Source organism: Metallosphaera sp. D4-4 (genome assembly GCF_046245145.1).
GTDB lineage: Archaea > Thermoproteota > Thermoprotei_A > Sulfolobales > Sulfolobaceae > Metallosphaera > Metallosphaera sedula.
Genome location: NZ_CP176412.1, coordinates 2,088,134 through 2,099,299 on the forward strand (window position 1 = coordinate 2,088,134; position 11,166 = coordinate 2,099,299).

16 protein-coding genes are annotated in these 11,166 nt (G+C 43.5%); 1 reads left to right on the forward strand and 15 read right to left on the reverse strand.

Translation table 11 applies throughout. The features are described from left to right. Positions 1-76 precede the first annotated feature (76 nt). From xpf to ACI49J_RS11515, 13 genes are all read right to left on the reverse strand, one after another. On the reverse strand, positions 77-769 hold the full coding sequence (gene xpf / locus ACI49J_RS11455) for a 3'-flap repair endonuclease Xpf (RefSeq protein WP_011921229.1): 693 nt from the start codon (positions 767-769) through the stop codon (positions 77-79). Between the two features lie 33 nt (positions 770-802). After that, positions 803-1,189: a prefoldin subunit beta gene (locus tag ACI49J_RS11460; RefSeq protein ID WP_011921228.1), complete on the reverse strand. Its 387-nt coding sequence runs from the start codon at positions 1,187-1,189 to the stop codon at positions 803-805. Between the two features lie 216 nt (positions 1,190-1,405). Further along, the gene (locus ACI49J_RS11465) at positions 1,406-1,807 is read right to left on the reverse strand and encodes a hypothetical protein (RefSeq protein ID WP_240255204.1); all 402 of its coding nucleotides are present in this window, start codon (positions 1,805-1,807) and stop codon (positions 1,406-1,408) included. An 82-nt stretch (positions 1,808-1,889) separates the two neighbouring features. Beyond that, complete coding sequence (locus tag ACI49J_RS11470; RefSeq protein WP_011921225.1) at positions 1,890-2,108, reverse strand: 50S ribosomal protein L37ae; 219 nt, start codon at positions 2,106-2,108, stop codon at positions 1,890-1,892. Next, positions 2,108-2,950 carry an exosome complex protein Rrp42 gene (gene rrp42, locus ACI49J_RS11475; protein ID WP_011921224.1) on the reverse strand — a complete coding sequence of 281 codons (843 nt, stop codon included), beginning with the start codon at positions 2,948-2,950 and terminating at the stop codon, positions 2,108-2,110. Before rrp42 ends, ACI49J_RS11470 begins: the two co-directional genes overlap by 1 nt. A 1-nt stretch (position 2,951) precedes the next feature. After that, the gene (gene rrp41, locus ACI49J_RS11480) at positions 2,952-3,689 is read right to left on the reverse strand and encodes an exosome complex exonuclease Rrp41 (RefSeq protein ID WP_011921223.1); all 738 of its coding nucleotides are present in this window, start codon (positions 3,687-3,689) and stop codon (positions 2,952-2,954) included. Next, the gene (rrp4, locus tag ACI49J_RS11485; RefSeq protein WP_011921222.1) at positions 3,655-4,398 is read right to left on the reverse strand and encodes an exosome complex RNA-binding protein Rrp4; all 744 of its coding nucleotides are present in this window, start codon (positions 4,396-4,398) and stop codon (positions 3,655-3,657) included. Before rrp4 ends, rrp41 begins: the two co-directional genes overlap by 35 nt. A 1-nt stretch (position 4,399) precedes the next feature. Then, on the reverse strand, positions 4,400-5,098 hold the full coding sequence (locus ACI49J_RS11490) for a ribosome assembly factor SBDS (RefSeq protein ID WP_011921221.1): 699 nt from the start codon (positions 5,096-5,098) through the stop codon (positions 4,400-4,402). A gap of 14 nt (positions 5,099-5,112) precedes the next feature. Beyond that, positions 5,113-5,835, reverse strand: coding sequence for an archaeal proteasome endopeptidase complex subunit alpha (gene psmA / locus ACI49J_RS11495; RefSeq protein ID WP_011921220.1), 723 nt, complete (start codon positions 5,833-5,835; stop codon positions 5,113-5,115). A gap of 93 nt (positions 5,836-5,928) precedes the next feature. Then, on the reverse strand, positions 5,929-6,354 hold the full coding sequence (locus tag ACI49J_RS11500; RefSeq protein WP_240255202.1) for an Rpp14/Pop5 family protein: 426 nt from the start codon (positions 6,352-6,354) through the stop codon (positions 5,929-5,931). Further along, positions 6,335-6,874, reverse strand: a complete 540-nt coding sequence (locus ACI49J_RS11505; protein ID WP_240255200.1) for a hypothetical protein — start codon at positions 6,872-6,874, stop codon at positions 6,335-6,337. The genes ACI49J_RS11500 and ACI49J_RS11505 overlap by 20 nt, the downstream gene beginning before the upstream one ends. Further along, positions 6,849-7,292: an RNA-binding protein gene (locus ACI49J_RS11510; RefSeq protein ID WP_011921217.1), complete on the reverse strand. Its 444-nt coding sequence runs from the start codon at positions 7,290-7,292 to the stop codon at positions 6,849-6,851. The genes ACI49J_RS11505 and ACI49J_RS11510 overlap by 26 nt, the downstream gene beginning before the upstream one ends. A gap of 5 nt (positions 7,293-7,297) precedes the next feature. Next, positions 7,298-7,948 (reverse strand): 50S ribosomal protein L15e, encoded by a 651-nt coding sequence (locus tag ACI49J_RS11515; RefSeq protein WP_240255198.1) that lies wholly within the window; start codon positions 7,946-7,948, stop codon positions 7,298-7,300. Positions 7,949-8,018: 70 nt separating this feature from the next. On the opposite strand from ACI49J_RS11515, the gene ACI49J_RS11520 reads away from it, so the two are divergent. Further along, on the forward strand, positions 8,019-9,221 hold the full coding sequence (locus ACI49J_RS11520; protein ID WP_240255196.1) for a redox-regulated ATPase YchF: 1,203 nt from the start codon (positions 8,019-8,021) through the stop codon (positions 9,219-9,221). Positions 9,222-9,299: 78 nt separating this feature from the next. On the opposite strand, the gene spn is transcribed toward ACI49J_RS11520, so the two are convergent. Both spn and ACI49J_RS11530 read right to left on the reverse strand, forming a co-directional pair. Next, the gene (spn, locus tag ACI49J_RS11525) at positions 9,300-10,514 is read right to left on the reverse strand and encodes a bifunctional sugar-1-phosphate nucleotidylyltransferase/acetyltransferase (RefSeq protein ID WP_240255194.1); all 1,215 of its coding nucleotides are present in this window, start codon (positions 10,512-10,514) and stop codon (positions 9,300-9,302) included. Beyond that, entirely contained in the window at positions 10,486-11,136 is a 651-nt protein-coding gene (locus tag ACI49J_RS11530; protein WP_011921213.1) for a 30S ribosomal protein S3ae, read from the reverse strand. The genes spn and ACI49J_RS11530 overlap by 29 nt, the downstream gene beginning before the upstream one ends. Positions 11,137-11,166: the final 30 nt, after the last annotated feature.

Sequence of the window (11,166 nt, forward strand, 5' to 3'; positions counted from 1 at the left end):
GACTAGTTCCTGCCTGGTCCTTAACACGATCCATTTACCGGGTTACGAAGATTCTTGATTAAACAGTCAAAAATCTTTATTCCTCTACAAAATCTGTCAGCGACGCAGACTTCTTATCTGAATTACTAGAGAACTTCGTATTGAATATCTTATACAGAAGTTCCGCTTTTTTCCTGCTCTTCATTACTCTCTCAAGGTCTGCTATACTAGAATTACATATATTTCTTACTGTGGAAAATTCTGTTAGCAACCTTAAGGCTATCTTTCCTCCCACGTTGGGCAGAGATTGAACGAGGTAGAGCTGCATCTCATCTAAACTTTCAAACTTAGGTTTGTCATGAAGGGAAATAGGCTTTCTCTCTACACCCCTCTCCTGGTACCTTCTTGCCAGGGTAACCAACACTTCTGCAGATTCCCTCTTATCTAGAGAATAAAGGACGCCAACATCATAATCCACAGTGGCAGTAATGAGGGCAGAGTTGAAAATCTTCCACTTAGTTGTAATTGTCTTGGCTCCCTCCAAATTCCCCTCCACAAGAATGAATACCTTTGAGTAGACTTCCCTGAGCCTTTCCAGTTGGTCGAAAAATCTCTTGTCAAAAACAGAATTCATCAAGTCAAAAACATTTTTCCTTTCCACTGCAACCCCGTCAGCTACTATATAGTCCCCAACAGATAACTGCTGCAAGAAGACTAAAGCACCCAGATCGCGTAAAAGGTCAGGAATTCCAGATTGCTTCTCCCTAGTATCGGCGTAAATTCTCAGCATAACAATATTCTTCTGGTTGCTAAACTAAAAATATTAAGCCTTTGGAGGGGAAGCTCCTGGTGCGCCCTGCGGATAGTACTTCTGAATTAACTCATTGACCTTTTTCTGTAGATCCTCAAACTGTTTCCTGAGAAGTCCTTCTTGTTTTTGATATGTTCTGCTCTTAAGTTCAAGTAATTCTTTCCTTTCGTTAAGCTCGTTTTGAACGTTATTTCTGTCCTGTTTAATTAGGAGGTTGCCCACAATCTTGTAGACAGGCGAGTCCTGCGGTATATTAGCTAGTTCCTTCAAAACCTCATTGACCTCTCTTAACTCGCCCTCAATAACACTCTTCTCATAGGTCAGCCTCTCTAACTGGCTTTGTAACTGTTGTAATTTTAGAAGCTGGGTTTGGAGTTCAGGAGGAATTCTTTCTGCCATCTTGTTCTACCTCATTTAGAGTACTCAACACACTGTAGATCCAGAATATATAAGAATTCATTATAGCTCTGCACCTAGAAACACTATCACATTTTATAAGAATGGAATCATCTACGATGGAAACGAATTCCTTGTCAATATCTTCAATTATAAGAGAATTCTTTATTAAATTTCTAAGCTCCGAATTAAACGGCTTTAGTGAAATATCAATCATTATCATTCTGCTAACCCCAGAAGGAGAATCTCCTTGTCCTGAGAATTCGAAAACCTTACTGTACAGTATTCGTTAAACTTTATCTCAGCGTGGACCGTGCAGTCTGATGCCCTTGTGGCCCCGAGATCTATGAGGAGAGAAATCACCTTACTACACCCGAACTCAGCATGTTTAATGCACAATCTACGTCTGGAATTATATAACGAAAACTTCTCATAATCGCTTCTGAGCCTCAGGCCCTTTATCGAGAAATTGTACAATTTTTCTCCGGTAATCACATCATAAACCTCCAGGGAACTAGGATTGCCCTTTAAAACATTAACTAATAGGAGTAACTCTCCACCCAATAGACTCGCTATCTTAAAAACATCATCGATACTCCTTTTTCCCCTATTTACCTTCACTGAATAAGGAAAAATGTACTCTAAATAATTTAAAAAACTCCTTGTTCTACTGGATGTATCCCTAGAGCTAGTAATCACGATTCTAACTCGGTGTATAGGCCTGACCAGCCCACTTACTACCACACTTCTTACAACTCCAAACTCCAGACGCAATCCTGTAAACCTTACCTGTGGTCTTGCAGACGGGACAAGTGTGATCCGCGTACCTCTTCTCCATTATCTCGCTCCACTTCTTCCTTAGAGAGGAACCATATCTTGCACCAAATCTACCAGCTATCCTTGAGCTCTTCTTGGATGGCATTACGACTCACCTTTTCCAATTCCTATGAGACTTTTAAGCTCTTCTAATAACTTCTGACTAGTAGCAGATGCCATTCCCTCCGCCACTTCCACCTCTTGCTGGCTGAAACTCCCTTCACCTGACTTCTGTATACCAACGATATTGCCACTGGGTATGTAGGAAAATGATATTTTAGCGTCCATTATACCCTCTTCTTCTAGGTCTGGATCCACCACGAGAAACTTTCCTATCTTTGCCACGGAAACGGTAACAACAGGGTACTTAATTGGGAGTGGAGTGACCTTCTCCTCTTTTTGTATGATTATGTTATCGTTTTCTCTCACTACCTTGGGTAACTTAGCGTCGTAAAGTGCAGCTACGGCCGCAATGGTGCAAGCGTCCAACACGTTTCCTCCGTAATCCAAAACTGAAATGTCAACCCATACAGTCCACACTTTCTTGCCGGGCTCTATGACCAGCCCTGATAGATCAACTGCCTTTGAATCCCTAAGGCTCCTATCTACCACCCTAGATAGTTCTATAGCATTCTCGTCAGGGGGGCCAGGCTCAAAGGTTTCATAGGCTAAGGGAAGTAGCTCAGCGTTAACCACAAGGTTTCCTTGATTGGGCGTGTCTGGATATGGTTCGTCTTCCTCTACCTTGACTCCTGCTAGAACGGTTGTATCTCCCAGCTTCACTAGGGCAGATCCATCAGCCTTCTTCGCATATCCCAAAGTAATAGATAAAGGCCTGTAATCTGTGAATTTCCTTCCGTCACTTCTAGTACCTCTTTCCAGTAGAGCAATTATGCTTTCCTTCTTTATTAGTGGGATTACATTCTCGTTTGTTGGTGTCATAGACATGTTAGGATCCCTCCTCGTGAATTTCGGCGAATTTGTTTCGTAGTACCTCCTTTTCCAAGTTATAAATAGTGCTAATACCTTTGTATGCCAACTCCAATCCCTGCTTAAACTCTTGCTGAGTCATGTTACCATTGAGCTGAATAAGGGTTATTTGTCCTAACGACGGTAACATAGCTACAGGCATATCTGCCTCACCCCACATGTCCTCGGGCTCGTTAAGATCCAGTACAACTACACCGTCTGCCTTACCCACGGCCACTGCTGCAATCACATCCTTCACTGGAATTCCTGCATCCACCACAGCCAGTGAAGCAGCCATGAGAGAGGCTAACCTAGTTCCAGCGTCTGCTTGAATAACTTCCATGAATACATCAATGGACGACCTTGGAAACTGCTCCACAAGTATAGAAGATTCCAATGCTTCCCTTATTACCTTAGAGAGCTCAATCTCTCTTCTGCTAGGTACGGGGCTTTTTCTCTCGTCAGTAGAAAAAGGGGTCATATGATATCTCACCCTCAGCGTTGCCCTGTTTGGAAGGGCCAAATGCCTTGGGTGCATTTCCCTAGGACCGTAAACGGCTGCAATAATTTTAGTATTTCCTACCTCCACCAAAGACGAGCCGTCGGCATTCTTCAGTACTCCTATCTCCATTTTCATTGGTCTTAGCTCATCTGGTCTCCTTCCGTCAAGTCTTCTTCCATCATCAAGTATTAGTTTGGGCTTCTGAACTTGTAACACTGTTATCACCTAGTGATTCTTTTATTAGTTTTTTAATTCTATCAGTCAATCCTTTGGTGTGGGACTCACGCTCAATGGTCCTGATGGCCATTATTAGAACATTTTCCTTTTCCTTTGATGGACAGTTGGCTAGTACCCTCCCATTCTGAGCCACAAGGATATCGCATCCGGTCTCTGTGCTCAAAGTCTCCAACATGCTCTTTCCCTTTCCCACAACCCTAGGAACCTTGACTGGAAGGATATCAATAACCGTACCAGATGAAACTCTCCCTAGTCCCTTTCCCTTCACTGATAGAACAGGATCGCTAGTTCTATCAAAGCTCTCAACCTTCGCAATCACGTAATCCCCCACATCTATATAACGCCTTAGATCTTCACCGACATTGGCTGGCCTTCCTAAAAGAGACGATGCTGGTAGGTAAGCAGAGTAGGGAGCTTTGATGTCAGTAGTCCAACCATACAGTTCTACATCCTCGACCAACGCTATCACAGTATCCCCTATTCTGGGATAATAGTGGGAGCCTTCCAGAGGAATCACTTCAAAGATAGAATCCTTAACCTCAACTACTCCAATAACCGAAGCGTAGTACTTGTTTCCCTGCTTAATTACGTAAGGAGACCATGGTATTTGAAAATTTCCCTCAGCTATTAGATCTCCAGGGACTACCACGGTCCTATCCTGTAGATATATCTTGTTTTCTGTGGACATTTCACTTCACTTGAAGTACTCTAACTTCTACTTCACCTTTAGTTATAGAATTTAACTTATCTATTACATCTTGTTGAGCTCCAGCTGGTATTTCTATCTCAGCCACTAGAGTACCATCATCAAGCCACACTGTTTTCTTAACGCTCCCCAGGGAGCTAAGCTGCTGCTTCGCTTTTCCAGAGTACCTTTGGGGAACCTTAACCTCTAGGAGAGCTCTGGCTATCTTGATGGGTATTATCCTTGTTAATTCATGGATGATTTGTAGAGCCTGGGCCTCAACCTCCTTATTTATATCTATCTGTACCCTAGCTTGTTCCAAGGCCATTTCCAACCTAGCTGGAGGTATGGGAAGATTGGTCTTAGGATCCACAGCGTTTCTATGAATAAAATCAATTATTTGCTTCCTCTTGGCCTCAAGCATCTCTTTTCTTTGCTCGGCCGTAATTGGGATCTCTCCCTTGAGTATTATTTCCCTTGAGATTGTTTCAAAATCTGTGGTTCCAAAAACCTTCTTTAGAGAAGATGGGGAGGCCTTTAACCCCTTCTTAACATCCTTGTAAATAGTATCCGAGACTACTGCGTCCGAAAGAGATACGCTCTTGCCCTCCCTTATTTCCATAGCTTCCTTAGGTTTGACAAGAATTTCAAACCTCTCTCCGTGACTCTCATATTTGACTATGACGTAATCCTTCGGGCCCATATATTTTTATCACCTTAAATTTTCTGCAGATAGTTCGCCCTTTCCTCGAGAGTCATTTTCCTGAACTGACCTTCCTTGGTCGCGAATCCTATTTCGACGTTTCCAGGGCCCAGTTTCTCTCCAGGCTTTAGAGTTACCTTCAAGGCATTCAGTGCTAACAGGATGGTCTCCTCTACGCTTAAATCTTCCTTGTAGTTCTTCTCCAGATAATCTGTTGCATTATACCCTCCCTGTCCTATGGCCACTGCCTGATAGGGCATGAACTGCCCACTGGGCTCAGTCATAAATAACTTAGTAACGCCCCTGTCTACTCCGCCCACTATTAGTGCAACGCCGAACGGTCTAACTCCACCGTGCTGAGTATACATCTGCTTCACGTCTGATATTAATTTGGTAAGGTAATCTATACTGATGGGTTCGTCGTAAACTAGCCTGTGTTGAAGAGAGGAATTCCTGGCGTAGTCGATAAGTATCCTTCCATCTGACGCTAGACCTGCAAAACTACATCCAACATGATCATCCAATAGGAAGACCTTCTCTATGCTGTCCACATCAAGTAGCTGGGAGGCTTTCTTCTTCTCTCCTAGGATGACCACTGCGTTCTTGGTTTTAACACCCAAAGTAGTCCATCCTTTCTTCACTGCCTCAAAGGCGTAATCTACTTGGTATAAGGAGCCGTCGGGCGAAAATATTGTTATTGCCCTATCATAACCCATTGCGGCTGGTCCAAAAGCCATATATGATCAATTTATACGAAGCCTAGAGGCTAATAAAAGTGTCATAATCAGATCGTCGCAGGGAACATCATCATACAGTCTGGAGCGGCGTCATCATCCACTTCGTATGAGACTCTTGGCCTTTTTTAAACTTCCGGTTGTTCTAAAGGGAACTAGGAGAACCTCCGTTCCACTAACAGACTTAACAAGAGGCATTGATGCTAAAACGGCCCTATAGCCTAGCCTATTTGTGGATATTATACCGCTCATATTTGATGGGTTATAAAAAATTACATGAGGATCAGAGATTTCTAACCACATTCTTCCCATAAGTTCCTTAACGGCCTCCCTAACTGATGTTTCCAGAGCCCTAGGAGATAGCTCGCCTTGTCCCACAACTCTAAAAACAATGTATCTCCTCTTGTTCCTGCCAACCTTACGTTTACTCTTGACCATTATCATGTTTTTCCTTGTCAGGAGCAGGATAGTAATAATCAATAGCCATATTACAAATATTACATCAAGAATCGTCTGATACAAGTTTAAACAACTCCAAGGGATATGTATAGACCCACGTTATTACATCCTTCATGTCTGCCCCATGAAATGCCAGGTAGTTTACCAAGCTTAAGGGAGCCCATAACTCCGATTTTCTAGAGGCGCAGGACGAAAATATCACTTTTGCACCCTTATATCCCCATTCTATAGCCCTGCGGATAACACTAGATGATGAGCTGTTCAACCTTATTTCAATGTATTTTCCTTTACTCTTTGCCAAATTTAAGAGATTCTTTTTCAGTAAATAGAAATTATCGTTGTCTAAACTTATCCCATGAATCTTGATATCATTCAGGACTTTGACCAATTGAGTCCTAGATAAGGGCTTGGAAAACACGATAGGTGTGTTAGGGCTCACCTGTGAGTCGCCCACCAAGGTCAATCTCTTCTTAACTCCTTGCCACCTCGCCTCATCCAGTTTTCTTGACTCAACAATGTATCCCTGAAATCCCAGCCGACTAGATATCTCAATTAGTTTAGGATCTTGTATACAAGTTTCCACTAGCAAGTCTCTTCAATTCCTCCATAAATTGTTTTATGTTATCTTTTAAGCTTATGACTATTTTTATTACATCATCACCATCTTTTAGTAAAACTCTTCCCTGAGATATCAGGGCCTGCTTATCTATTCTTAGATATATTCTGTTACCCTCAGATCTGCTTTGAATCGTTGATAGCAAGAATATGATGTCACCCTTATCTAGCTTAGAAAGTAACCTCTGGGTAACTTCCCCAGCAATCTTACCCTCAAGTTCAACCTTGAAGGTTACGATTGAGTCGCCGTAATGACCCGTGGCATCATACCTAGTAATGGAGGTTCCCTTCTGATCATCAAGAAGGGAAAGTAAGGCGCTAAGAACCTTATTTTCATCTTCAGTAGAATATAAAAATACAGAAGCGGTTATTCTGTTAACTCGCATGTCCCCTACTTGCCTGGTATCCTGTCGTATTTAGCTAGTCTATAGTACTTGCTTGCCTCATGCCTCTTCTTCTGTTCTCTCTCCTTCTTCTTTCTAGCTATCTTGTAGTGGATTGTTCCCTTTAGGCCACGGGACTTGAGAAGCCCGCGAGTTCTCCTACCAGCCGAGGTTAGACCCCTGAATACCCTTCCCCTGTTCGCCGGATTCTTCAGCCAGTTAAATTGAGGATCTGACATAATGACTGGGTTATGCGGATCTACTAGTATTACCTCATAATACTTGTACTTCCCGTCCTCAGCTACATAATAACTTCCTAGAACTTCTAGACCAGGGAACCTCCTAGCTGCTTTCTCCTCAGCAATGAACTGTAAACTCTTGGCAGGGGAGAAACCATAGACACCCATTCTTTTGGGTCTCCTACCACTGTTGGGTCTCTGCTTATCCATTCCTCCCTTTTCCACCTTAACTCTCGCAACAATAATCCCCTGTTTGGCCTTGTATCCCAGTGCTCTAGCCCTGTCCAGCCTAGTTGGTTTCTCAATTCTGGTAACAGTGTTCTGATTCCTCCACTCTACTAGCCTTTGCCTAATAACTGTTTTTTTCCATTCCTCACTGGCCCAGGTACTTGCCATGAAAGAATACGCTGACGCTACCATATCATCTCTCCTATAGTGCTAGCTATCAACTACTTAAAAAACTGAACGGTACCTATATCACAGAATATACATGATAACCATAGGTCTCATTGGCAAAACTAATGTTGGCAAGAGCACGTTCTTTTCCGCCGCAACAATGCTGGAAGTGGAGATAGCTAACAGACCGTTCGTAACAATAGAGCCAAATGTAGGTGTAGCTTACGTCAGGAAGAAATGCGTCCACACCGAGTTAGGAGTCAAGTGTCAACCAAAGAATTCCATCTGTATAGGAGACTACAGATTCATCCCGGTCAAGCTAGTGGACGTTGCTGGATTAATTCCAGGAGCTCATGAGGGGAGAGGACTGGGGAATAAATTTCTTGACGATCTCAGAAAGGCTGACGTATTAATCCATGTTGTGGATGCAAGCGGTTCCACAAACGAAGAGGGCGTAATGGTAAGCCCTGGATCTAGGGATCCTGAAGAGGACATCAAATTCGTGGAAAGCGAAATTGATGAATGGTTCTTCTCGGTTATAAAAAAGGATTGGGATAAATTCGCTAGGACAACAGACCTCAGCAGTAAGGACGTAGTGGAGTCCCTTCTCAGTAAGGTATCTGGGTTATCCGTGAACAGGAAACATGTGGTTATGGCACTGAAGGCCAGTGGTTTAGAAAACGTTAAGTTGATCCAATGGGGAGATGAAGGACTCAGGCAGTTCAGCTCAACGTTGCGTAGAATATCTAAGCCCATTGTTATCGCGGCTAACAAAGCCGATATACCGATCTCGAGGCACAATATCTCCAAACTTAAGGAGAAGTATCCCCACGTAGTTCCAGTTAGCGCTGAGTCCGAGCTTGCGCTCAGGAGGGCAGCCAAGGCTGGAATTATTGAGTATATTCCCGGCGATGGACACTTCAAGATAATAGGAAATCTTGAAGAAAAGAGGATGAAGGCTCTAAACTACATAAAGACCAACGTGCTAGATGTATACGGGAGCACTGGCGTACAACAGGCCATAAACGAGGCTGTCTTTGGGGCACTAAACATGATCCACGTTTATCCTGTGGAGGATGAAAGGAAATATACTAACAAGGATGGAGATGTTCTACCAGACGTGTTCCTTGTGGAGAAAGGTTCAACGCCGAGGGATCTGGCTTTTCTCATTCACACGGATTTGGGAAAGGGGTTCCTATATGCCATAGAGGCTAAGAAAAGGGTTAGGGTAGGAGAGGATTACGAACTCAGAGATGGAGATGTGATAAAGATAGTGTCCACATTGGCTAAGGCATAGCTGGAACCCTTAACTCCCCACGGTCCATTGCCTTCCTGCCATCACGTGCATGTAACTATAGAAAGTTCTTGTAGTATCCTACCCCTTATAGAATTCTCCCCTGTTCACGTCCCTGTTTACCACTGCTCCTGGATAAATCATGGCGTAAGCCCCGATCTTTATTCCAGGCAGAATGGACACGTTTATCCCTGTTCTTACATGTCCCCCCACTACAGTTCCCATCTTTTTCCTCCCAGTTCCCTGTCTCTTTCCCTTGATATTCATGAAGACCTCCTTCTCATCAAACCTTAAGTTCGCCACTAATGTACCGGCCCCAAAATTAACGTCCTCTGAGATCACGCTATCCCCAACGTAACTCAGGTGAGGAATCTTTGTCCCCTCCATTACTACTGATTCCTTAATCTCCACGAATGACCCTATCTTCACGTTACCAGTGAGAAGGGTGTAGGGCCTTAGATAGGCATTAGGTCCCACTACACAGTTCTTACCTATGAATACAGGTCCCTCTATCCTTGTACCAGATAGGACCTTAGCTCCCTCTTCAATGACCACTTTTCCTACTATCTTAACATTTTCCTCCAATTCCCCTTCTATTCTACCTGGAATTGAGTCCAGTTCAGCCTTATTTATATCAATGACATCCCAGGGCTTTCCCACATCCCTCCAGAAATCATTGCTCTTAACCACCTTTATCTTATGTGTCTTGGCGAAGGCCGTAAGAGCGTCAGTAAACTCATATTCTCCCCTGGGAGAGATCTCCAGGGAGTCCACCAAATCTAAGATTGACGATGACAGCTTATAGATTCCTCCATTAATCACCTTAGAGGGTGGGTTAGGACTTTTCTCCACGATTCCTCGAAGGTTCCCTTCCCCATCAATTTGAAGAGATCCGTATTCGCTGGGATTGGGAACTTCAATACCAAGCATGGCATTACCTGGCTCAGATATCAACCTCTCCACGGAGTTCCTAGTGGTATATACGTCGCCATAAAAAATGACAACCTCGTCATCGGAGAATCTAGGAATATACTGAAGAGCGCCTCCCGTTCCCTTTCTTTCGCCCTGTTTCACGAGCCTTACTCCCTGCAATCGCGAAAAGAAATTCTCATACTCGCGAGGATACTCCTCAGGGATTACTACAAAAATATCAGGATCTTTCACAATATCCTTGACAATCCTTAAATTCCTCTCAATAAGGGTTTCGCCGAGAACGGGAACAAAGGGCTTAGGCCTGGTATGGGTAATGGGTTCCAGTCTTTCTCCTTTACCCGCTGCCAGGAGCACTACTTTCAACGGTTTGCTTACCCTCCTTAATAAGGGGTGCAAAGAGAACCTTGGACTTCTCTATCTCGGCCTTCCTAAGAGGAGCTATTTTCTTTGCCTCATTGAATATATTATTTGCTAAATTCCCGAATATCATTTCCTGAACGAATTCATCGAAGGTCTTACCCTCTGCCGTCTTCTTAACCACATCCTCCATGATCTTCCTAATGGTAGTAGCCTGTTCCCTGTGAACCCTGTAGGCCGTTAAGGCCAAAGTCTTAACCCTAAGTGTGAAGCCATCCTTAGTGGTTATGTCTACCACCTTGTTAATCTTGGAACTCTTTCTCCTTACCAAAGACCTCACATAATCCCTTGAGAGTTCGTGACCAGCAAATTCAGTGAAAAGCCTTTCTCCCTCATTCCTCACAACCTTAAAGTAAAGGTGAACGTATACCGTGCTGAAGTCTCCTGTCAGGTCGTAAAGCGTAGTCTCCACTTTCCTGCCCATGGTCTGTGATACGTCAAAGGCTGGGGTAGAACCCAAGGATACTTCTCCAAATACCTTAGGTGAATATATTGAGAACCATTTCTTCATCTTCCACTTATCTTTAAGTGCACCAGCACTACCCTTGGCACCTGATCTAGCTGACATTGAACAAACATCTTTAGTAAAGAGTATAAA

Coding starts and splice junctions, on each gene's coding strand:
- ACI49J_RS11470 (WP_011921225.1), bottom strand. CDS start 2,108: ATGCCATCCAAGAAGAGCTCAAGGATAGCTGGTAGATTTGGTGCAAGA.
- rrp4 (WP_011921222.1), bottom strand. CDS start 4,398: ATGTCCACAGAAAACAAGATATATCTACAGGATAGGACCGTGGTAGTC.
- ACI49J_RS11510 (WP_011921217.1), bottom strand. CDS start 7,292: ATGCGAGTTAACAGAATAACCGCTTCTGTATTTTTATATTCTACTGAA.
- xpf (WP_011921229.1), bottom strand. CDS start 769: ATGCTGAGAATTTACGCCGATACTAGGGAGAAGCAATCTGGAATTCCT.
- ACI49J_RS11460 (WP_011921228.1), bottom strand. CDS start 1,189: ATGGCAGAAAGAATTCCTCCTGAACTCCAAACCCAGCTTCTAAAATTA.
- rrp42 (WP_011921224.1), bottom strand. CDS start 2,950: ATGTCTATGACACCAACAAACGAGAATGTAATCCCACTAATAAAGAAG.
- ACI49J_RS11520 (WP_240255196.1), top strand. CDS start 8,019: ATGATAACCATAGGTCTCATTGGCAAAACTAATGTTGGCAAGAGCACG.
- ACI49J_RS11490 (WP_011921221.1), bottom strand. CDS start 5,098: ATGGGCCCGAAGGATTACGTCATAGTCAAATATGAGAGTCACGGAGAG.
- ACI49J_RS11515 (WP_240255198.1), bottom strand. CDS start 7,948: ATGGTAGCGTCAGCGTATTCTTTCATGGCAAGTACCTGGGCCAGTGAG.
- ACI49J_RS11530 (WP_011921213.1), bottom strand. CDS start 11,136: ATGTCAGCTAGATCAGGTGCCAAGGGTAGTGCTGGTGCACTTAAAGAT.
- psmA (WP_011921220.1), bottom strand. CDS start 5,835: ATGGCTTTTGGACCAGCCGCAATGGGTTATGATAGGGCAATAACAATA.